Raw genomic sequence first — 20,519 nt, 5'->3', positions numbered from 1 at the left:
GGTTCGAGGGCCGCTGTTGCCGTGTCGGCCCAGCGGTCCTATTGATATCTTATCCGCTACAAGGAGGGTCGCCATGAACGACGCCCCCACAAGATTGCTGCCCGATGATGGCCCTGCCGTAAGCGAGGCGGCGGCCGGGGCCATTCTCACCATCGATCTCAGTGCGATCCGCGAAAACCACCGGCGGCTGAAGGCAAGGCTGGGCGGCGTGCGCTGCGCCGGCGTGGTCAAGGCCGATGGCTACGGTCTCGGCGCGAGCCAAGTGGCATCGGCGCTGGCGGAAGAAGGCTGCGACGTCTTCTTCGTCGCGCTGCTGGCCGAAGCCATCGCGCTCCGGAAGGCAATCGGGGCCGGACCTGAGATCTACGTGCTGAACGGACTGCCGCCGGGCTCCGAGCCGGAAGCGGTCGCGTCCGATCTCTGCGCGGTCGTCAACAGTGGCGCGCAGTTGAAAGCCTGGCGCGCGGCGGCACATCGCGTTGGCCGAAAACTTCCGGCCGCCATCCAGGTCGACAGCGGCATGTCGCGGCTTGGCATGGCACCAGCCGAAGTCGAGGCGATGGCCAGTGATGCCACCGCGTTTGACGGCATCGACGTCAGATATGTGATGAGCCACCTGGCCTGCGCCGACGAGCCTGACCATCCCGCCAATGAACAGCAGCGGTTAGCCTTTGAGCGGCTGCGCGCCATGCTGCCCGAGGCGCCCGCCTCGCTCGCCAATTCCTCCGGCATCTTTCTCGGGCCGTCCTACCATTATGATCTCGCCCGCCCTGGCGCCGCGTTCTACGGCATCAATCCGACGCCTGCCGAACCCAACCCGATGCTGCCCGTGGTGCGGCTGCAGGCCAAGGTGGCGCAGACGCGCAGCGTCGAACAGGGCACCGGCATCGGCTATAGCCACACCTATCACGCGGAAGGGCCGCTCAGCCTGGCGACGATCTCGTTCGGCTATGCTGATGGCTGGTTGCGGCGATCAGCGTCCGCCGCCTGGTTCGAGGGAGCGCGCCTGCCCTTCCTCGGGCGCGTGTCGATGGATTCGATCATTCTCGACATTTCCGCCCTGCCGCCCGGCAAGCTTCGCGAAGGAGATCTCGTCGAACTGCTCGGCCCTTCGCAAAGCGTCGACGACGCCGCCGGCCATGCCGGCACCATCGGCTATGAAATCCTGGCCAGTCTCGGCACGCGCTTCCACCGGCGCTATGTTGGCGGTTGAGCGGTTTGGCCGCGCTTGACAAGCGGACGCCTGTCGGCAAGGTTCGGCGCATGAGCAACCTCGCTTATATCAGAACCTTGTTCAGGGTCTGCCCGATCGCGGGATCGTAGCCCCGGCGCGGCCGCCTTCCGGCGTTCGTCCGTCCCGGGGCATCCATACATCCACCCATCGCCATCAAGCCGCACCGCTTTCCGCGGCTGCCGGCTTTCATCAGGCCGCCGTCAGCGCGGCGGCAAGCGCGCATCTGTTCGATGCGCCGATCCATGAGGTTTGTCATGCAACATGCAACGGGACTGCGTCCATCCGCACAGATTCTGATCAGCGACACCGACCATGACAGGTTGACCGGTCTGGCGAGCACCGTGCTCGACCGCGCCCCCGAGACGGCTGAAGAGTTGCTCGCGGAGCTGGACCGGGCGGTGATCACGGAAGCGGAGGCAATGCCGGCCGACGTAGTACGAATGGGATCGACGGTCACGGTTCGCGGCGAAAGCGGTGATATCAAGCACATCACGCTGGTCTATCCAGGCGACGCCGATATTGCCGAAAACCGGATTTCGGTGCTGACGCCGATGGGAACGGCGCTGGTCGGCGCCAGCATCGGGCAGGTGGTGTGCTGGAGCGGTCGAGGCGACCGCAAACTGTCGGCGACCGTGGAGGCCGTCGATACGCCCGTCTGCGGCGGCGAGCACTGATCGTGGAGGCGGTGATGAAAAACGGAAGCTGCCGCCTGACGACGAAGGATTACGCCGTCCTAGAAGTGATGCTTGAGCGCCGACGGGCCTTCGCGGATCCGATGGTCCGGATGATCGAAGAAAAGCTTTCCAATGCCGGCGTCGTGCCCATCGAGTCGATCGAAGCCGATATCGTGACGCTGAACAGCCGGGTGGTGTTTTGCGTCGATGCCGGTGTGGCCGAGACGCGCACCCTGGTGCAGAGCGAAATACGTGGACCAGTCGGCTCCAGCCTGTCGGTGGCAACCAGGCGCGGGCTGTGCATGCTTGGCATGGCGCAAGGCCAGACGGCTTCGCTCGAGCACCCCGACGGCAGGCGCGAATCGATCCGGATCAAGGCGGTGCTCTATCAGCCGGAAGCCGCGCGGCGGGCAGCCCGGGAAAGAGCCGCCGCTGGCGGACCGCGGCCGCACGGACTGACGCTCGTCTACAGCGCCGACATTTCTATCCGGCCTCTTGGCGGGACGGCAGGAATGCGGCAGACAGAGAGAGATGACGATCCCGGGCCGTCGGCGGCGTGAAAGCCAGGCGCAAGGTCGGGAAGATCGGCATCGATTTTCGCCGGCGATCGTGCGCGAATCGCAGGTGCGGCCGTGTTCATCGGCATGAAGGACATGGCGTAAGGAGTGAATGAATGAAGATCATGGTGCTGGGCAGTGGCGTCATCGGGGTGACCACGGCCTATTATCTCGCCGAGGCCGGCCACGAGGTGACGGTGATCGACCGCCAGAAAGGCCCGGCGCTGGAGACCAGCTTTGCCAATGCCGGCGAGATTTCTCCCGGCTATGCTTCGCCCTGGGCCGGCCCCGGCATTCCGCTCAAGGCGATCAAGTGGCTCTTGATGAAGCATGGCCCGCTGGTGGTGCGGCCGGCCTTCGACCCGCATATGTGGACATGGCTGGTCAAGATGCTGCGCAACTGCACCGCCGAGCGCTACGCCATCAACAAATCGCGCATGGTGCCGCTGGCGGAATACAGTCGCGACACGCTGAAGGCGCTACGCGAAGCAACGGGCATTGCCTATGACGAGCGGACCCAGGGCACGCTGCAGCTGTTTCGCACGCAAAAGCAGCTCGACGGCACGTCAGGCGATGTCGAGGTGCTGAAGAAATATGGCGTGCCCTATGAGATCCTCGATCCGAACGGCTGTATCGCGGCCGAGCCGGCGCTGGCCGGGGTGCGCGATAAGTTCATCGGCGGGTTGAGGCTGCCGCATGACGAGACCGGCGACTGCAAGATGTTCACCGACAGGCTGACCGAGCTCTGCGTGGCGCGCGGCGTCAAGTTCGAATACGACGTGACGATCTGGCGTGTCATCCGCAGCCGCAATCGCGTCGCCAATCTCAGCACGAGCAAGGGTTTCAAGACCGCCGATGCCTATGTGATGGCGCTGGGCAGCTACTCGGCGGACTTCATGCGCCGGATGAAGCGGCCGATCCCGGTCTATCCGGTCAAGGGCTATTCGATCACCGTGCCGATCAAGGACGCCGCCGCCGCACCGGTGTCGACGGTGATGGACGAAACCTACAAGGTCGCGATCACCCGGCTCGGCGACCGCATCCGCGTCGGCGGCACGGCCGAGATTTCCGGCTTCGATCTCAGGCTGCACGAATCGCGGCGCCGCACCCTCGAGCACTCGGTCGGCGATCTCTTTCCCGGCGCCGGCGCCATGCGCGAAGCGACGTTCTGGTGCGGGCTGCGGCCGATGACGCCGGACGGACCGCCGCTGATCGGCCGCACCGAACTGTCGAACCTCTTTCTCAACACCGGCCATGGCACGCTCGGCTGGACCATGGCCTGCGGCTCGGCCAAGGTGCTGGCCGACATCATGTCGAACCGGGTACCCGACATCGACGTGCGTGCCCTGGCGCAGGAGCGCTATCTGAAATAGCGGCCCGCGCGTCTGCCGACGCGCTTTGTTCTTTGCTTTGATGCATGTCGTTGCCCCAAAACCGGAGCCGCTTTTGGGCGACATGCATCAGAACGCCTGCCTGACCCACGCCTCGTCGAACAGCAGCCGGTAGGCCCACGGGATCGTCACCTTGGTGGAAACCGGGTTCGAGTGCGCGAGGTAGTCGTCATAGACCGGCTTCATTCTGGCGTAGAAGGCGGGGTCGAGCACCATCATGCCGTTCTCCGAATCGTGGAAGAAGCTGCGGTTGTTGAGGTTGACCGAGGAAATGGCGACCAGCCTTTCGTCGATCATCATGATCTTGGAATGCAGCACCACGTCAGGCGCCTTGAACTCGCGGATGTCGATGCGGTCGCCATATTTCTCGACGAACAGCTTGTTCAGCGCGGTGAGGAATTTGCCGCCGATGTCGCCCTTGAGGTCGATGCGGCCGACAATGTCGATCCTGACGCCGCGGGCGAGTGCCCGGTCAAAGGCCTCGGCGAGACTGGGGGTCAGATTAAGGTAAGGATTGACGATCTGGATACGGTGCTGGGCGGCATCGACAAGCTCGACGAAATAGGCCTCCAGCGCATGATCATCCTCATAGGGCACCGAGATGAAATGCCGGGCATTGCCCTGGGGGCGGCCATCTCCTTGGACCGGGACGGAGAAGGGGCGCGCCAGGTTGGTGTCGGCGTCGCGCAGCCATATCGTCGACAGATGGGCGGCCAGCGTCTCGACCGTCGCCCGGTCGGCGAACTCGATGTCGAAGTCGCTCCAGTTCGAATAGTAGTTCAGCGAAAATCCATCGGTCTTGCCATATTGCTCGAGGTCCGGATAGCGCGACAGGTCGATGGGCTGGCGGAACAGGAAGCCGTCATGGATGTTGCGGCCGCCGATGATGACGCGCGAACGCGCGGGGTCCTGCGCCAGCGTCGCCAGCATTTTGATATGATGGACCTTGTGCAATTGTGAAATCTGCTCGTCGATCGGCGCGCCATGGTCCGCCTGCCAGCGATATTCCTGCAATTCGACATTGGGGAATTCGGCCGCCAGGCCGTGCAGCACGGCGTCGTCCTTGTCGCGTTCCAGCACGTCGGTGATCATGATGCGCACCTTGGTGCCAAGCGCTGCATGATGGCGGATCAATCGTTCGACGATACGGCCGGAAAAGTCCGCCTTGAACTCGAGCGAGGACAGATAGATCAGCTTCAGCGTTGGCGCCTTCGAGAAATCGAGCGGCAGTTCGGGGTCACCCTTGTCTATTGCCGCATCGGACAGCGGCGCGCCCATCAGCGCCTCGACCTTGGCGTTGAAGCCGTCGCGCGACTTGCGCAGCAGTCTGGGCTCGCCGATCGGCATGGCGCAGGTCTGCGAGAGCCAGCGGCTGGCATAGAAAGCGCGCTCGAGGGCGTCGACGCCGGCGCCGCTGGGGGCCGGGCAGCGCTGGTAGCGGCTGTCCAAGCTGGCGAGCGCCGGATCGGCGATCTCTTCGCGCCGGATGGTGAGGGGCGCGCCGGTGGGCGCAAGGCTGGAGCGGATCCTTGCCGTGCACCGGTTCAGGCTGTCACCCGGAAACAGGCTTACCGTGTCGTCCTCGCCGGACAGGCGAAAGCCGAATGCCGCGCCGGCGGCGATGATGCGTGAGGCTCCGGCGGCGCGGATCGCCAATCCACCGTCGCAAGTGCCCTCGATGTCGGCCGGCTGCTTGCCTGCCTGCCGCACGACGATCTCGGTGCTGCGCGCCTGCAGGCCGGAGAAATCGAAGGTCTTGGGCGCCGAAGGACGCGCCGCCGCATCGATGTAGAGCGTCTGCCGCGACACCCGCCAGCGGCCGTCGAAACGGCCGTCGCCGCTGCCTATGCCGGCTGGGGGCAGATGTATGTTGGCGACCGGTCCGGCCAGTCGCCGTAGCGTCGAATATGTCGCCTGGAAATCGCGGTTCTGGACATCGCGGCGGTTGCGCCCGAAGGGGCCGGTGCCGTTGGCACGGTCCATGGCACCGAGCTGGTTGTTGGCAAGTAGCGCCAGGAACCGTCGTTCGTAGTCGCTGTCGCCGGTATCTCCGAGAAACTGCGCCGCCGCGACCTGCGCGCCGGGCGTGCTGGCCGATAGCGAGGGCCGCGCGCAAGCCTCCTGTCCCGCCAGGAGGTCGCAGGCATTGCCGCCTGCGCCGGCACAGCCGGCAAGGGCGGCCAGTCCGAACAGGACGAGGATGACGGCCCTGCGGACGTTCACCCGGCGGCTCCGGCCTTCATGGCGCTCAACTGCGCGGGGTCGCGCGGCGGCATGAAACCTTGCGGAAAAATCTTGCAGACAGGGATGGTGAAGGTGGCGATCAGCAGTTCCGCCTCGCTGCGCATCTTGCGGGGCGCCGTCTTGTCGTCGCGGATTGCGCTCGCCGAGGCAACAAGGGCGCCATCGCAGTCGCAATGGTTGCGGCGAGCGATGTAGCAGGCGTCATGGGTTCGGCAAACGGCGTCGAGACGGTCGACCGGCCGGGCCGACAGATCGCCGGTGCGGGTGCCGGGACCGCAGTAATTGCCGATGACGAAAGGCGAGGGGCGCGCCATGACGTAGCGGATCGGTTTGGGCAATTCGGCTTCCGGCACTTTTGTCCATGGGTTGGCACATGCGGTGACGAACAGCAGCAGCAGGATGGCAAGAACGGCTCGCATGTCTATCCGCGCCAGCTTTCTGAAAGATTTCCCCACCCGACACCCACCCCATGGCCGGCGACCGGTGATGCCACACTGTGCGGTTTTGTGGCAAGGAAAAGGCGGCGTGTGGAAACCTGGCTGTTTTGCCGTGACGACGCTTCTACAGGAAGAGGCCCCGCTCGCGCTCGACCGCCTTGGTGATGAAGCTGGCGACGATCTGGACGCGGCGCAGCGGCCTGACCGATTCGTGATAGACCAGCCAGTAGGCGCGGCGGATAGGCGCGACCACATCGACGGCCACCAACTCCGGCATCGAGCGGGCGACGAAGGTGTGCAGGATGCCGATGCCGGCGCCCGAGCGCACGGCTTCGGCCTGGCCGAGCGCCGAGGAGATGGCGAAGCTGGTGCGCCAGTCCGCGCTGAATTCTGCGGCATAGTCGAGCGAAGGGCTGACGATGAGATCAGGCACATAGCCGATCAGTGTATGCTGGCCGAGTTCGGCGGCGGTTTTGGGCAGGCCATGCACGTCGACATAGCCGCGGGAGGCGAACAGGCCGAGCGAATAGTCGACCAATTTTCCCGCCACCAGCCGGCCTTCGGTCGGCCGTTCGACGGTGATCGCGATATCGGCTTCGCGCCGCGACAGCGAGAAGGAGCGCGGCACCGGCACGAGCTGGATGGTGAGTTCGCGGTGAAGGGCGGTGAGTTCGCCCAGCCGCTTGGCCAGGAAGGCGACGCCGAAGCCGTCGGGTGCGCCGATGCGCACGGTTCCAGACACGTCATCTCCTTCGCCTGATATGGTCGAGCGCGCGGCGATCATGTCGCCCTCCATGCGCTCGGCGATATCGAGGAAGCGCTCGCCGGCCGGCGTCAACTCGCTGCCGGTGGTAAGCCGGCGAAAGAGTTTCGTCCTCAATGCTTCCTCAAGGGCCGCGATGCGGCGCGAGACGGTGGCATGGTTGAGCTCCAGCCGGCGCGCGGCGCCAAGTATCTGGCCGGCGCGCGCCACGGCGAGGAAGATGCGGACGTCATCCCAGTTCATGGGAATGCTCCGGGGGGCAATCGTCAACGCCGCGTTCCACAGAATTCAATATAACCATGCCAGTGATGTCGAGCACATCTTATCATTTGCGGCAATTGATGCACAGGTCTCGTTTGTTATCTATTTCCTGCACAACGGTTGCGTTCTCCCTCGCGTTGCCTTCACCGCCGCAAAGGCGGACAATGCGGCATCACAAACAAAGGGAGAGAAATCATGATCGATTACGGTCATTTCATCGGCGGCAAGCGTGTCGCCGGCACCAGCGGCCGCAAGCAGGACGTCATGCAGCCGATGGACGGTACGGTGCGCGGCACGGTGGCGCTGGCCTCGCAGGCGGAACTGCGCATGGCGGTCGAGAATGCCAAGGTGGCGCAGCCCAAATGGGCGGCGACCAATCCGCAGCGCCGCGTGCGCGTGCTGATGAAATTCCTCGAGCTGGTCGCCCGCGACTATGACGAACTGGCCGAAATCCTGGCGCGCGAACACGGCAAGACCATCGCCGACGCCAAGGGCGACATCCAGCGCGGCCTCGAAGTGGTCGAGGTCTGCATCGGCGCGCCGCATATGATGAAGGGCGAGTTCACCGACGGCGCCGGCCCCGGCATCGATGTCTATTCAATGCGCCAGCCGCTCGGCGTCGTCGCCGGCATCACGCCGTTCAATTTCCCGGCGATGATCCCGCTTTGGAAGATCGCACCGGCGATCGCCTGCGGCAACGCCTTCATCCTGAAGCCTTCGGAGCGTGATCCGGGCGTGCCGATGCGCATTGCCGAGCTGTTCATCGAGGCCGGCCTGCCGGCCGGTATCCTCAACGTCGTCAACGGCGACAAGGATGTCGTCGACGCTATCCTCGACGATCCCGACATCAAGGCCATCGGCTTTGTCGGCTCGACGCCGATCGCCCACTACATCTATTCGCGCGGCACGGCGGCCGGCAAGCGCGTGCAGTGCTTCGGCGGCGCCAAGAACCACATGATCATCATGCCCGACGCGGACATGGACCAGACCGTCGACGCGCTGATCGGCGCCGGTTACGGCTCGGCCGGCGAGCGCTGCATGGCGATCTCGGTGGCCGTGCCGGTCGGCAACGACACCGCCAACCGGCTGATGGAAAGGCTGATCCCGCGCGTCGAGAGCCTGAAGGTCGGCCCGTCGACGGACTCGGCCGCCGATTTCGGCCCGCTGGTCACCGCCCAGGCGCTGGAGCGCGTCAAGGGTTACGTCGATACCGGTGTCAAGGAAGGCGCCAAGCTCGTCGTCGACGGCCGCGGCTTCAAGATGCAGGGCTATGAGGACGGCTACTATATGGGCGGTTGCCTGTTCGACAACGTGACGGCGGACATGCGCATCTACAAGGAAGAGATCTTTGGACCGGTGCTCTCGGTGGTGCGCGCACCGACCTATGAGAACGCCATCAAGCTCGCCAACGATCACGAGATGGGCAACGGCGTCGCCATCTTCACCCGCGACGGCGACGCGGCGCGCGACTTCGCTAGCCGTGTTCAGGTCGGCATGGTCGGCGTCAACGTGCCGATCCCGGTGCCGATCGCCTACTACACTTTCGGCGGCTGGAAGGCGTCTTCCTTCGGCGACCTGAACCAGCACGGCCCGGACGCGTTCCGCTTCTATACCAAGACCAAGACGGTGACCTCGCGCTGGCCGTCCGGCATCAAGGATGGCGCCGAATTCGTCATCCCGACGATGAACTGACCGGACGAGAAGACGCGATTTTTACTCAAGGCCTAAGTCCCCGGACTTAGGCCTTTTGTTTTTGCAAACGCTAATGTGATGGAACCGGCGGGGGCTCGCGGGACTTAGGGCTGCAATCCTGCCGTGGAGGAGGCGCGGCAGACAACCAGGGCGCCGCACGGCGGGCCGGTGGCATTGCATCGTCCGGCGCAAGGAGGTGTCAGATGACACGACGACTTACGGCGACACTGTTCGTTGCGGCGATGGCGATGTGCACCGGCGCTGCTCAGGCAAATGCGGCCGGGCAATGCGCGGCACGCGCCGATATCGTGAAAGCGCTCGGTGAGAACTTCCACGAAAGCGAAGCCGGGCGCGGCCTGATCAATCCCAATGTGGTCCTCGAAGTGTTCGTTTCCGATCAAGGCAGCTGGACGGTTCTGGCTTCCGACACGAAGGGCCAGAGTTGCATCCTGTCGGTCGGCGAGGGCTGGGACAGCCCAACCATCAAGGCGGCCTTGCCGGGCGCTTGAACTATTTCTGCAGTTAGCGCGTCGCGGCCACCTCGGCATGGCCGCGCAGCAGAGCCATCAGTTTCTTGGCGTCCTTGGCGGCGCCTTCCTCGTCGCCGTCCAGGATGGAGCGGATCAACGCGACATGGTGCTCGGCGGATTCCGCTAGCCCGGTGTCCGCCTTGTAGCGGAACCAGAAGCGGCGGCTGTGGGTCTGCAGGGGGGCGGCCAGCCGGGCGGCGAACGGGTTGTCGGCGGCCAGCGCCAGCGCCTCGTCGAGCGCCTTGTCGGCCTGGATGAAGGCGAGCACGTTGCCTGATATCACTGCCTTCTGCATGGCGAGCGCCGCCTCGTGGAACAGGTCGGCGGCCTCGCGGGTGACGAAACGGGCGGCTGATCGTGCGAGCACCACCTCGACGCCGCGCCGGGCATCGAGCACACGCAGCCAGTCGCCGGGATGCAGCGGCGCGATCGCGATGCCGGCGCGAGGCCTGACGTCAAGCAGCCCTTCCCAGGCCAGCCGCTGGATCGCCTCGCGCACCGGCGTGCGGCCGAGCGCCAGCCGCTCGATCAAGGAACCCTCGGTGACAAAACTCGCCGGGGCCAGTTCGAGCGTGACGACCATGTGCTCAAGGACACGGTAAGCCTTGGTCGCCGCGGGCTCGGACAGGGTGGTTGCTTCCATGGATATCAAAGCCGGTCTCCTGATATATCTAGAATATATCATACCGAATTCTGCATTGACAGCGGCTTTCCTAACAGATATACGGCTGATATATCAGATGGAGAAATAGCCATGTGGACCGGAGTTTTCCCCGCCGTCACGACCAAATTCACCGCCGACGACCGGCTCGACCACGCCGAAATGGAGCGTTGCTTCAGCTTGCAGATGGAGGCCGGCTGCGACGGCATCATCGTCTGCGGCTCGCTCGGCGAAGGGCCGATGCTGTCGCCTGACGAGAAGATCGAGGTGCTGAAGACCGCGCAGAAGATCGCAGGCAAGAAGCCGGTGCTGCTGACCGTCAACGAGGCCGGCACCCGCGAGGCGACCAGCATCGCCAGGCGCGCCGCCAAGGAAGGCGCCAACGGACTGATGGTGGTGCCGAGCCCGATTTACCACACCAACGCGGAAGAGACGGTGGCGGCCCTGCGCGCCGTGGCCGAGGCCGGCGACCTGCCGGTCATGATCTATTCCAACCGGCTTGCCTACCGCGTCGACGTCACCGTCGACCAGATGGAGGAGCTGGCATCCGACAAGCGCTTCGTCGCCATCAAGGAATCTTCCGACGACATCCGCCGCTCGACCGAGATCATCAACCGCCTGGGCAGCCGCTACGACCTGTTCACCGGTGTCGACAACCTCGCCTTCGAGGCACTGTCCGTCGGTGCTATCGGCTGGGTGGCCGGCCTGGTCACCGCTTTCCCGCGCGAGACCGTCGCCATCTACCAGCTGATGAAGCACGGCCGCCGCGAAGAGGCGCTCGCCATCTACCGCTGGTTCCGGCCGCTGCTCGACCTCGATGTCTCGACCTATCTGGTGCAGAACATCAAGCTTGCCGAAGTGTTCGCCATCAACACCAACGATCGCGTCCGCATGCCCCGCATGCCGCTGTCGGGCGAACGCCGCAAGACCGTCGAGAAGATCGTCAAGGATGCGCTGGCGGTACGGCCGACACTGCCACAGTTCTAAGGAGAAGGTGCCGGCAGCCAGGTGAAGGGCAGCGCCCACGTGACAGGAAGTACCAAATCGACAGAAGCGGGGCGCCGCCCCGCCCTTCGGGCGCCTTCTAACCGTGAACGGGGAGAAGGGAAAGACATTGCCATCGTCGGTGGCGGCATCATCGGCATTTGCGCGGCTGCCTTCCTCGCCGAGGCCGGGCTGGATGTCACGGTCTTCGATCGCACCGGCATCTGCGAGGAGACGAGCTCAGGCAATGCCGCCGCCTTTGCTTTTTCCGACGTGCTGCCGCTGGCGCACAAGGGCATGATCAGGCAGCTGCCGAAATGGCTGGCCGATCCACTCGGCCCGCTCAGCATCCCGCCCGCCTACTTGCCCAAGCTGCTGCCCTGGCTGATCCGGTTCTGGCGCGCCGGCGCGCCGGGGAAATACGAGGCGAGCCTGATGGCCCAGGCCGGCATGATGAAGCTTGCCGAGGCCGAATGGATGGGTCTGCTCGATCGGTCCGGCACGCGGCCGATGCTGCGCGAGGACGGTTCGCTCGAGCTCTACGAAAGCGAAGCCGAGTTCCGCGCCTCACTGTCGGGCTGGGCGGCGCGCGAGCGCTTCGGCATCGGCTTCCGCCATGTCGAGGGCGAGAACCTCGCGGGCTTGCAGCCTGGGTTGTCACCGCGCTTCGTCAAGGGCACCTTCGTGCCGGGATGGAAGACGGTCGCCGATCCAAAACTGCTCGGCAAGGCGGTGTGGGCTTACGCGCAATCCAAAGGCGCCCGCTTCGAGATGGCCCGCATCGACCGCGTCGCCGCGAATCAGGATGGTGCGACACTGACGCTGGCCGATGGCTCGACAAGACAAGCCAGGCGCATCGTCATTGCCGCGGGCGCCTGGTCGCACCTGCTGGCGCGGCAACTCGGCGATCGCATTCCGCTGGAGACCGAGCGCGGCTACAACACGACGCTGCCGACGAGCGCTTTCGACGTGACGCGGCAGCTGATCTTTTCCGGTCATGGCTTCGTCATCACCCCGCTCGAAACGGGCCTGCGCGTCGGGGGTGCCGTGGAACTTGGCGGCATCGAGCGGCCACCCAATTTCAACAGGTCGAAAGCGCTCCTGCAGAAGGCGCAGAAATTCCTTCCGGGGCTCGATCCCTCGGGCGGACGCGAATGGATGGGGTTCCGGCCATCGCTGCCGGATTCGGTGCCCGTCATCGGCAGGGCGACGCGAAGCCGGTCGGTGATCTACGCCTTCGGTCACGGCCATCTCGGCCTGACCCAGGCCGCGGCAACCGGGCGGTTGATCAGGGAATTCGTTCTGGGGCAGACTTCGTCCGTTGATCTGGCCCCCTTCAGCCCACAACGGTTTTGATCTTGAGGAGCGACATGGCCAAGAAATCCTTCTTCTGCATCGACGGCCACACCTGCGGCAACCCGGTGCGGCTGGTCGCCGGCGGCGGGCCGCTGCTGCAGGGCTCGACGATGATGGAACGGCGCGCGCATTTCCTCGCCGAATATGACTGGATCCGCACCGGCCTGATGTTCGAGCCGCGCGGCCATGACGTGATGTCCGGCTCGATCCTCTATCCGCCGACACGCGAGGATTGCGACATCGCCATCCTGTTCATCGAGACGTCCGGTTGCCTGCCCATGTGCGGCCACGGCACCATCGGCACGGTGACGATGGCCATCGAGCACGGCTTGATCAAGCCGAAGACGCCGGGTGTGCTCAGGCTCGACACGCCGGCCGGCCTGGTCATCGCCGAATACAAGCAGGTTGGCGAGTATGTCGAGGAGGTGCGCATCACCAATGTGTCGTCCTTCCTCCATGCCGAAGGGCTGACAGTCGAATGTCCAGGGCTGGGTGAAATAATCGTCGATGTCGCCTATGGCGGCAATTTCTATGCCATCGTCGAACCGCAGGCGAACTATCGCGATATGGCCGACCATTCCGCCGGCGACTTCATCGCCTGGAGCCCGGTGGTGCGGCAGCGGCTCAACGAGAAGTATTCCTTCGTGCATCCGGAGAACCCCGGCATCGCCGGGTTGTCGCACATGCTGTGGACCGGCAAGCCGACGGTCGAGGGCGCCGATGCCCGCAATGCCGTTTTCTACGGCGACAAGGCGATCGATCGCTCGCCCTGCGGCACCGGCACATCGGCGCGCATGGCGCAGCTTCATGCCAAGGGCAAGCTCAAGGCCGGCGACGCCTTCGTCCATGAATCGATCATCGGCTCGCTGTTCAAGGGCAAGGTCGAAAAAGAGGTCACCGTGGCTGGCAAGCCGGCGATCATCCCCTCGATCGGCGGCTGGGCGCGCATGACCGGACTGAACACCATCTTCATCGACGACCGCGACCCGTTCGCGCATGGTTTCGTGGTCAAGTAGGAGAATCCTGACCTTGCGGAAAGGAGTGTGACGAAAAACGAACCATGTCAGGAGCGCAACGATTCTTCTCATCACCTAATCTTGACGGTGATTTCTTCGAAACGGAGCGCATGATGCGGCGCAATCGTCAAAGACATTGCGTTATGCCAATGATAGGGTCCGCGATAGTCCAGGGGCTGGGTGCGAAAAACGAGCGATCGGGAAGACGTGACTTGGAACCACGCGGAGCGGTCAAAAAAATCACGTTGCAATCCGGGCTCGAAACTTTACGACTAGGGGAAATACGAAAAGGAATGCGTCTGCATGGGCGACATTCCAGGGGAGCCATGTACACATGCAGTATTTTGTCCAGCAGCTTATCAATGGGCTGACGCTGGGATCGATCTATGGGCTGATCGCAATCGGCTACACGATGGTCTACGGCATCATCGGCATGATCAATTTCGCCCATGGCGATATCTTCATGGTGGGCGCCTTCACGGCACTGATCGTCTTCCTCATCCTCGGCGCGCTGTTTTATTCGGTGCCCGTGGTCATCGCGCTGCTGGTCATGATGATCGTGGCGATGCTGCTCACCAGCCTCTACAACTGGACGATCGAGAAGGTGGCCTACCGGCCGCTGCGCGGTTCGTTCCGGCTGGCCCCGCTGATCACCGCCATCGGCATGTCGATCGCGCTGTCGAACTTCGTCCAGGTGACGCAAGGCCCGCGCAACAAGCCGATCCCGCCGATGGTCAGCCAGGTCTACAACATCAACGGCGTCAGCGTGTCGCTGAAGCAGATCATCATCGTCATCGTCACCGCTTTGCTTCTGGCGCTGTTCTGGTACCTGGTCAACAAGACCTCGCTCGGCCGGGCGCAACGCGCCTGCGAGCAGGACCGCAAGATGGCCGCACTGCTCGGCATCGACGTCGATCGCACCATCTCGATCACCTTCATCATGGGCGCAGCCCTTGCCGCCGTCGCCGGCACGCTGTTCCTGATGTATTACGGCGTCATCGCCTTCTCGGACGGCTTTACGCCCGGGGTAAAAGCTTTCACGGCGGCAGTTCTTGGCGGCATCGGCTCATTGCCAGGTGCCGTGCTGGGCGGTCTCCTCATCGGCTTCATCGAGAGCATGTGGTCGGCCTATTTCTCGATCGACTACAAGGACGTCGCCGCCTTCTCAATCCTGGCGATCGTGCTGATCTTCCTGCCTTCCGGCATCTTGGGCCGGCCAGAAGTCGAAAAGGTCTGAGACAATGGCCGTGACCGTATCTCCAGAGCGCGACCTCGTCGCCAGCCCCATGCAGCGCGCGCTGCGCGAGGCCTTCTATGCCGGCGCGATAGCGCTTGGCCTGTTCGTGCTGTTCATCGGCCTCAGGACCGACCAGAACATTTCCAACGAACTGGTCGTGGTGCAGCGCTGGGGCCTGCTTGCCGCGGTGGTGATCGCCACGGCCGTCGGGCGTTTCCTCTATGTCGCCTACGGCCAGCCCTTCATGGCTAACCAGAAGATCGCCGATGTCGCCACGGGGCTCATGCCGGCAAGTGTGGCATCCCGCTTCTTCACCCTGCCGACCTTCATCGGAGCGGTCGTCGCCATGGTGCTGCTGTTCGTGTTCAACAGCTCTCTTGCCGGATGGGTTGGGGCAGAACCGGCCGGCTACCTGCAATTCCTGCGTGCCCTGACGGTCATCTATGTGCTGGCCTGCGTGATCTATTACTTCCGCGCCTTCATCCATGCCAACTTCACCAAATTGGGCATCTCGGCATTGGTGCTGTACCCGATCCTCGTCGTCGCGGTGCTGTCACTCAACGCCTGGTCGGTCGCCACCGGGTTGCAGGGTTCGTTGAAATGGGTCGATAATTTCGGCATCCAGATCTTGATCTATGTGATGCTGGCCTGGGGACTGAACATCGTCGTCGGCCTCGCCGGTCTGCTCGATCTCGGCTACGTCGCTTTTTATGCGCTTGGCGCCTATGCCTATGCGCTTCTCGCCACGCATTTCGGCCTGTCGTTCTGGATACTGTTGCCCGCCGCGGGCGCCATGGCCGCGCTCTGGGGGGTGCTGCTCGGTTTTCCCGTGCTGCGCCTGCGCGGCGACTATCTGGCGATCGTGACGCTCGCCTTCGGCGAGATTATCCGCCTCGTGCTGATCAACTGGCGCGAGGTCACCAATGGGTCGGCCGGCATCTCCGGCATTCCCAAGGTCAGCTTCTTCGGCTTGATGTCGTTCAACGTGTCGGACCCGAATTACATCGCCAAGGTGCTGAACATCGCCACGTCCAGCGCCTACTACAAGATCTTCCTCTACTACCTGATCCTTGGGCTCTGCCTGCTAACCGCCTTCGTCACCATCCGGCTGCGGCGCCTGCCGGTCGGCCGCGCCTGGGAAGCCTTGCGTGAGGACGAGATCGCCTGCCGCTCGCTCGGTATCAACACCACCACCACCAAGCTGACGGCCTTTGCCACCGGCGCCATGTTCGGCGGCTTCGCCGGTTCGTTCTTCGCCGCGCGGCAAGGTTTCGTCAGCCCCGAATCCTTCGTCTTCCTGGAATCGGCCATTATCCTCGCCATCGTCGTGCTCGGCGGCATGGGCTCGCTGGTCGGCATCGCCGTCGCCGCGATGGTGATGATCGGCGGCACCGAGGCGCTGCGCGAACTCGACTTCCTCAAGCAGGTCTTCGGGCCCGATTTCACACCGGAACTCTACCGCATGCTTCTGTTCGGCATGGCCATGGTCATCGTCATGCTGTGGAAGCCCCGCGGCTTCGTCGGCAGCCGTGAACCGACAGCCTTCCTCAAGGAACGAAGAGCTGTCTCAGGCTCCTTCACCAAGGAGGGCCACGGCTGATGAATGCGACCACGCAAATGAACGATGCCATCCTGCAGGTCGATCACCTGTCGATGAAGTTCGGCGGCTTGGTCGCCATCGGCGACCTGTCCTTCACCGCCAGGCGCGGCGAAATCACCGCGCTGATCGGCCCCAACGGCGCCGGCAAGACCACCGTGTTCAACTGCATCACCGGCTTTTACAAACCGTCGGAGGGCATGATCACGCTCAACCGGGCCGATGGTTCCAGCTACTTGCTGGAACGGCTGCCCAACCATGAGATCCCGGCGCGCGCCAAGGTGGCGCGGACCTTCCAGAACATCCGCCTGTTCTCGGGGATGACGCTGCTGGAGAACCTGCTCGTCGCCCAGCATAACAAGCTGATGAAGGCTTCGGGCTACACGATCCTGGGCCTGTTCGGCTTCAGCGGCTACCGCAAGGCCTCGGCCGAATCGGTGGAGCTTGCCAAGCACTGGCTGGAAAAGGCCGATCTCGTCGATCGCGCCGACGATCCGGCCGGCGACTTGCCCTACGGCGCGCAGCGGCGGCTCGAGATTGCGCGCGCCATGTGCACCGGTCCGGAGCTTCTGTGCCTCGACGAACCGGCGGCCGGCCTCAACCCGAAGGAATCGGCGGCGCTGAACGAACTGCTGATGGACATCAAGCACACGACCGGCACCTCGATCCTGCTGATCGAGCACGACATGTCGGTGGTCATGCAGATTTCCGACCACGTCGTGGTGCTCGAATATGGCCGCAAGATCTCCGACGGCAATCCGCAGTCGGTGCGCACCGACCCGCGTGTCATCGCCGCCTATCTCGGCGTCGACGACGAGGAGGTCGAGACCGCGCTCACCGAAGTCGGTGACGAGGACGTCATCGAACAGCTCGATATCGGTCCCGACTCGGCGCATGGCCCGGGGACGTCGTCGTCGTATCTTGCCGGGCCGGTGAGCGACACCGTCGGCCATAGCGAAGGCGAGCGGGTGACCGTGTCGAAGGGCGCTTCGAAGGCAGCGCAGGTCGACGCCCGCGCCGCCACCGTGGCAAGCAGGCCTGTCGCACCGGCGCCAGCCAAGCCCGCGCCGAAGAAAGCGGCACCAAGGAAAACGGCCGCCAAGGCGCCTGCCGCGAAGGCCGAAGGCGTTTCGAACCGGCTCGCTGCCCCCCGTGGCGGCAAGGCAGACAATCTGACGCGCATCAAGGGCATCGGGACGGTCAACGAGAAGAAGCTCAACGAACACGGCATCTTCCACTTCGACCAGATCGGCGCCTGGAAGAAGGCCGATGTCGAGGCGGTCGAGGCCTATCTCGCCTTTGACGGACGCATCGCGCGTGAGGAATGGGTCAAGCAGGCGAAGCTGCTCGGTCAGGGCAAGGATACGCAATTCTCGCGCCGCGTCGATGCGGGCAAGGTGGCGACAAGTCATGCTTCCGGCAAGGCCGCGGGCACAGGCAAGCCCGTTCAGGGCAAGCGTGGAGGGGGCAAGTGATGGGCACGACAACGCTGCTCGATATCAAGGGCGTGGAGACCTATTACGGCAACATCCGTGCGCTGAACGGTGTCAACGTCACCGTCAAGCAAGGTGAAATCGTGGCGCTGATCGGCGCCAACGGCGCCGGCAAGTCGACGCTGATGATGACCATCTTCGGGGCTCCGCGGGCCCGCACGGGCACCATCACCTTCGCCGGAGCCGATATTACCCAGTTGCCGACGCACGAAATCGCACGCATGCGCATCGCACAGTCACCCGAGGGCCGACGCATCTTCCCGCGCATGACGGTGATGGAAAACCTGCAGATGGGCGCCAGCCTCGATAACCTCAAATACTATGGCGAGGACGTCGAGAAGGTGTTCACGCTGTTCCCCAGACTGAAGGAGCGCATCGCCCAGCGTGGCGGGACCTTGTCGGGCGGCGAACAGCAGATGCTGTCGATCGGACGCGCACTGATGGCGCGGCCGAAACTGCTTCTGCTCGACGAGCCGTCGCTGGGTCTGGCGCCGCTGATCGTCAAGCAGATCTTCGATGCCATCCGCGAATTGAACCGCACCCAAGGGCTGACCGTGTTCCTAGTCGAGCAGAACGCGTTCGGCGCGCTCAAGCTCGCCACGCGCGGCTATGTCATGGTCAACGGCAATGTGACGATGAGCGGCACCGGCAAGGAACTGCTCGCCAATCCGGAAGTGCGCGCCGCCTATCTCGAAGGCGGACATCACTGAGTTCAGGAGACTTCCCATGCAAGGCATTCTCTACGAGGAACCGTCGATCTGGCAGTTCTTCTTCGTCACCTGCCTGCTCGGCGGCTGGGCGGCCTGGATGACCGGCAAGGCCAGTGCCCAGACATGGCGCAGCTTCATCCAGCTGTTCGCCTATATGCTCGGCCTCGGCATCGGTATCCGTTTCATCCATCATGCGCTGTTCGACGGCACGATGTTCTCGCTGCATTACTATATCGTCGATACCATCGTGCTGATGATACTGGGCTTCGTCGGCTATCAATACACACGAACCAACCAGATGGTCACCCAGTATAATTGGCTCTATGAAAGAGCTTCCATCTTGAGCTGGAAACCGAAAGGTTGACGTTCATCATTAGCGCCGCGTCAGGGATGAATCGGCGTGACAAGTGCCTGAAAATCGGCAAACTATGCTTTCTGCGATAAGGGTGGGCATCGCATGAAAGCTTCATTCACGCCCACTCCGTTAATGGGAGCGTTTAAATGAAAAAGTCACTTTTGTCCGCCGTGGCCCTGACCGCGCTCGTCGCGTTCGGCGGCAACGCGTGGGCTGATGTAATGTTCGGCGTTGCCGGTCCGATCACCGGTCCGAACGCGGCCTTCGGCGCACAGCTGCAGAAGGGCGCCGAAGCGGCGGTCGCCGATATCAATGCCAAGGGCGGCATCAATGGCGAGCAGATCAAGCTCGAAGTCGGCGACGACGTCTCCGATCCGAAGCAGGGCATCTCGGTCGCCAACAAGTTCGTCGGCGACGGCGTCAAGTTTGTGATCGGCCACTTCAACTCGGGCGTGTCGATCCCGGCCTCGGAAGTCTACGCTGAAAACAACATCGTCGAAATCACGCCGGCCGCAACCAACCCGAAATTCACCGAGCGCGGCCTGTGGAATGTGTTCCGTACCTGCGGACGCGACGACCAGCAGGGCAGCATCGCCGGCGCCTATATCGCGGCGAACTTCAAGGATGCCAAGGTTGCCGTGATCCATGACAAGACCCCTTATGGCCAGGGCCTCGCGGACGAAACCAAGAAGGCGATGAACGCCGCGGGCGTCAAGGAAGTGATGTATGAAGGCGTCAATGTCGGCGATAAGGACTTCTCGGCGCTGATCGCCAAGATGAAGGAAGCCGGCGTCACCCTGATCTACTGGGGTGGCCTGCACACCGAAGCCGGCCTGATCATCCGTCAGTCCGCGGACCAGGGCCTCAAGGCGCCGATGATGTCGGGTGACGGCATTGTGACGGACGAACTCGCCGCCATCGCGGGCGACGCCGTGGCCGGCACGCTCAACACGTTCGGCCCCGACCCGCGGCTGATCCCGGCCAACAAGGAACTCGTCGAGAAATTCCGCGCGCAGGGTTTCGAGCCGGAAGCCTACACGCTCTACGCCTATGCCGCCGTGCAGGTGGTCGCCGAGGCGGCCGCCGCCGCCAAGACGAACGATCCGCAGGCCGTCGCCAAGGCGATGCATGAAAACGGGCCGTTCCCCTCCGTTCTGGGCGACCTCGCCTATGACGCCAAGGGCGATCCGAAGCTGCCAGGCTACATCATGTACGAATGGAAGAAGAAGGACGACGGGAAGTATTCCTGGTTCCCGAAGTCGTAATTCATTCGGATCCGAAACCAACGATGCCCGGCGCCTCGCGCCGGGCATTTTCTTTGACGCGC

19 protein-coding genes are annotated in these 20,519 nt (G+C 63.7%); 15 read left to right on the top strand and 4 right to left on the bottom strand.

Annotation, left to right across the window (positions count from 1 at the left end; all coding sequences use genetic code 11):
- Nucleotides 1–73 precede the first annotated feature (73 nt).
- From alr to FJ960_RS08645, 4 genes are all read left to right on the top strand, one after another.
- A complete protein-coding gene (gene alr, locus FJ960_RS08660; protein ID WP_140713134.1) occupies nt 74–1,213 on the top strand; it encodes an alanine racemase in 1,140 nt (379 codons plus the stop codon).
- A 275-nt stretch (nt 1,214–1,488) separates the two neighbouring features.
- Complete coding sequence (gene rnk, locus FJ960_RS08655) at nt 1,489–1,908, top strand: nucleoside diphosphate kinase regulator (RefSeq protein ID WP_140713132.1); 420 nt, start codon at nt 1,489–1,491, stop codon at nt 1,906–1,908.
- A 14-nt stretch (nt 1,909–1,922) separates the two neighbouring features.
- Nucleotides 1,923–2,468 (top strand): GreA/GreB family elongation factor, encoded by a 546-nt coding sequence (locus FJ960_RS08650; RefSeq protein WP_140713130.1) that lies wholly within the window; start codon nt 1,923–1,925, stop codon nt 2,466–2,468.
- A 113-nt stretch (nt 2,469–2,581) separates the two neighbouring features.
- A complete protein-coding gene (locus FJ960_RS08645) occupies nt 2,582–3,838 on the top strand; it encodes a D-amino acid dehydrogenase (RefSeq protein WP_140509939.1) in 1,257 nt (418 codons plus the stop codon).
- Between the two features lie 87 nt (nt 3,839–3,925).
- Here the strand turns inward: FJ960_RS08645 and FJ960_RS08635 are convergent, their stop codons facing one another.
- The 3 genes from FJ960_RS08635 to FJ960_RS08625 all read right to left on the bottom strand — a co-directional run bounded on the left by FJ960_RS08635 (nt 3,926) and on the right by FJ960_RS08625 (nt 7,543).
- Nucleotides 3,926–6,079, bottom strand: coding sequence for a phosphatidylserine/phosphatidylglycerophosphate/cardiolipin synthase family protein (locus FJ960_RS08635; protein WP_140713126.1), 2,154 nt, complete (start codon nt 6,077–6,079; stop codon nt 3,926–3,928).
- Nucleotides 6,076–6,519 (bottom strand): hypothetical protein, encoded by a 444-nt coding sequence (locus tag FJ960_RS08630; protein WP_140713124.1) that lies wholly within the window; start codon nt 6,517–6,519, stop codon nt 6,076–6,078. The genes FJ960_RS08635 and FJ960_RS08630 overlap by 4 nt, the downstream gene beginning before the upstream one ends.
- 142 nt (nt 6,520–6,661) lie before the next feature.
- Nucleotides 6,662–7,543 (bottom strand): LysR family transcriptional regulator, encoded by an 882-nt coding sequence (locus FJ960_RS08625; protein ID WP_140713122.1) that lies wholly within the window; start codon nt 7,541–7,543, stop codon nt 6,662–6,664.
- Between the two features lie 213 nt (nt 7,544–7,756).
- Between FJ960_RS08625 and FJ960_RS08620 the strand changes: the two genes are divergently transcribed.
- Both FJ960_RS08620 and FJ960_RS08615 read left to right on the top strand, forming a co-directional pair.
- Nucleotides 7,757–9,253: a CoA-acylating methylmalonate-semialdehyde dehydrogenase gene (locus tag FJ960_RS08620; protein WP_140713120.1), complete on the top strand. Its 1,497-nt coding sequence runs from the start codon at nt 7,757–7,759 to the stop codon at nt 9,251–9,253.
- 203 nt (nt 9,254–9,456) lie between these two features.
- Entirely contained in the window at nt 9,457–9,762 is a 306-nt protein-coding gene (locus FJ960_RS08615) for a hypothetical protein (RefSeq protein WP_027141741.1), read from the top strand.
- Nucleotides 9,763–9,775: 13 nt separating this feature from the next.
- Here the strand turns inward: FJ960_RS08615 and FJ960_RS08610 are convergent, their stop codons facing one another.
- Nucleotides 9,776–10,426, bottom strand: coding sequence for a GntR family transcriptional regulator (locus FJ960_RS08610; protein ID WP_246672656.1), 651 nt, complete (start codon nt 10,424–10,426; stop codon nt 9,776–9,778).
- A 111-nt stretch (nt 10,427–10,537) separates the two neighbouring features.
- On the opposite strand from FJ960_RS08610, the gene FJ960_RS08605 reads away from it, so the two are divergent.
- From FJ960_RS08605 to FJ960_RS08565, 9 genes are all read left to right on the top strand, one after another.
- Nucleotides 10,538–11,431, top strand: coding sequence for a dihydrodipicolinate synthase family protein (locus FJ960_RS08605; protein ID WP_140509925.1), 894 nt, complete (start codon nt 10,538–10,540; stop codon nt 11,429–11,431).
- A 39-nt stretch (nt 11,432–11,470) separates the two neighbouring features.
- Nucleotides 11,471–12,784: an FAD-dependent oxidoreductase gene (locus tag FJ960_RS08600; RefSeq protein ID WP_181174181.1), complete on the top strand. Its 1,314-nt coding sequence runs from the start codon at nt 11,471–11,473 to the stop codon at nt 12,782–12,784.
- Between the two features lie 14 nt (nt 12,785–12,798).
- On the top strand, nt 12,799–13,800 hold the full coding sequence (locus FJ960_RS08595; protein ID WP_140713118.1) for a 4-hydroxyproline epimerase: 1,002 nt from the start codon (nt 12,799–12,801) through the stop codon (nt 13,798–13,800).
- A gap of 334 nt (nt 13,801–14,134) precedes the next feature.
- Complete coding sequence (locus FJ960_RS08590; RefSeq protein WP_015315217.1) at nt 14,135–15,037, top strand: branched-chain amino acid ABC transporter permease; 903 nt, start codon at nt 14,135–14,137, stop codon at nt 15,035–15,037.
- 4 nt (nt 15,038–15,041) lie between these two features.
- Nucleotides 15,042–16,637 (top strand): high-affinity branched-chain amino acid ABC transporter permease LivM, encoded by a 1,596-nt coding sequence (gene livM, locus FJ960_RS08585; protein ID WP_140713116.1) that lies wholly within the window; start codon nt 15,042–15,044, stop codon nt 16,635–16,637.
- Nucleotides 16,637–18,109, top strand: a complete 1,473-nt coding sequence (locus tag FJ960_RS08580; protein ID WP_140713114.1) for an ATP-binding cassette domain-containing protein — start codon at nt 16,637–16,639, stop codon at nt 18,107–18,109. Before livM ends, FJ960_RS08580 begins: the two co-directional genes overlap by 1 nt.
- Nucleotides 18,109–18,837, top strand: a complete 729-nt coding sequence (locus FJ960_RS08575) for an ABC transporter ATP-binding protein (protein ID WP_140713256.1) — start codon at nt 18,109–18,111, stop codon at nt 18,835–18,837. Before FJ960_RS08580 ends, FJ960_RS08575 begins: the two co-directional genes overlap by 1 nt.
- Nucleotides 18,838–18,853: 16 nt before the next feature.
- Complete coding sequence (locus tag FJ960_RS08570) at nt 18,854–19,201, top strand: DUF6867 family protein (protein ID WP_140509916.1); 348 nt, start codon at nt 18,854–18,856, stop codon at nt 19,199–19,201.
- A gap of 137 nt (nt 19,202–19,338) precedes the next feature.
- Nucleotides 19,339–20,457 carry a branched-chain amino acid ABC transporter substrate-binding protein gene (locus FJ960_RS08565; RefSeq protein WP_140713112.1) on the top strand — a complete coding sequence of 373 codons (1,119 nt, stop codon included), beginning with the start codon at nt 19,339–19,341 and terminating at the stop codon, nt 20,455–20,457.
- Nucleotides 20,458–20,519: the final 62 nt, after the last annotated feature.

This window comes from Mesorhizobium sp. B2-3-11, assembly GCF_006442215.1.
Lineage (GTDB): Bacteria > Pseudomonadota > Alphaproteobacteria > Rhizobiales > Rhizobiaceae > Mesorhizobium > Mesorhizobium salmacidum.
The sequence above is the reverse complement of the archived record's forward strand: the minus strand, read 5'-3'. Positions and strand labels throughout refer to the sequence as shown.

What these genes read in the sequence shown, in the direction of transcription:
- alr (WP_140713134.1), top strand. Translation starts at nt 74, where the DNA reads ATGAACGACGCCCCCACAAGATTGCTGCCCGATGATGGCCCTGCCGTA.
- rnk (WP_140713132.1), top strand. Translation starts at nt 1,489, where the DNA reads ATGCAACATGCAACGGGACTGCGTCCATCCGCACAGATTCTGATCAGC.
- FJ960_RS08650 (WP_140713130.1), top strand. Translation starts at nt 1,923, where the DNA reads ATGAAAAACGGAAGCTGCCGCCTGACGACGAAGGATTACGCCGTCCTA.
- FJ960_RS08645 (WP_140509939.1), top strand. Translation starts at nt 2,582, where the DNA reads ATGAAGATCATGGTGCTGGGCAGTGGCGTCATCGGGGTGACCACGGCC.
- FJ960_RS08630 (WP_140713124.1), bottom strand. Translation starts at nt 6,519, where the DNA reads ATGCGAGCCGTTCTTGCCATCCTGCTGCTGCTGTTCGTCACCGCATGT.
- FJ960_RS08625 (WP_140713122.1), bottom strand. Translation starts at nt 7,543, where the DNA reads ATGAACTGGGATGACGTCCGCATCTTCCTCGCCGTGGCGCGCGCCGGC.
- FJ960_RS08620 (WP_140713120.1), top strand. Translation starts at nt 7,757, where the DNA reads ATGATCGATTACGGTCATTTCATCGGCGGCAAGCGTGTCGCCGGCACC.
- FJ960_RS08615 (WP_027141741.1), top strand. Translation starts at nt 9,457, where the DNA reads ATGACACGACGACTTACGGCGACACTGTTCGTTGCGGCGATGGCGATG.
- FJ960_RS08610 (WP_246672656.1), bottom strand. Translation starts at nt 10,426, where the DNA reads ATGGAAGCAACCACCCTGTCCGAGCCCGCGGCGACCAAGGCTTACCGT.
- FJ960_RS08605 (WP_140509925.1), top strand. Translation starts at nt 10,538, where the DNA reads ATGTGGACCGGAGTTTTCCCCGCCGTCACGACCAAATTCACCGCCGAC.
- FJ960_RS08595 (WP_140713118.1), top strand. Translation starts at nt 12,799, where the DNA reads ATGGCCAAGAAATCCTTCTTCTGCATCGACGGCCACACCTGCGGCAAC.
- FJ960_RS08590 (WP_015315217.1), top strand. Translation starts at nt 14,135, where the DNA reads ATGCAGTATTTTGTCCAGCAGCTTATCAATGGGCTGACGCTGGGATCG.
- livM (WP_140713116.1), top strand. Translation starts at nt 15,042, where the DNA reads ATGGCCGTGACCGTATCTCCAGAGCGCGACCTCGTCGCCAGCCCCATG.
- FJ960_RS08580 (WP_140713114.1), top strand. Translation starts at nt 16,637, where the DNA reads ATGAATGCGACCACGCAAATGAACGATGCCATCCTGCAGGTCGATCAC.
- FJ960_RS08575 (WP_140713256.1), top strand. Translation starts at nt 18,109, where the DNA reads ATGGGCACGACAACGCTGCTCGATATCAAGGGCGTGGAGACCTATTAC.
- FJ960_RS08570 (WP_140509916.1), top strand. Translation starts at nt 18,854, where the DNA reads ATGCAAGGCATTCTCTACGAGGAACCGTCGATCTGGCAGTTCTTCTTC.
- FJ960_RS08565 (WP_140713112.1), top strand. Translation starts at nt 19,339, where the DNA reads ATGAAAAAGTCACTTTTGTCCGCCGTGGCCCTGACCGCGCTCGTCGCG.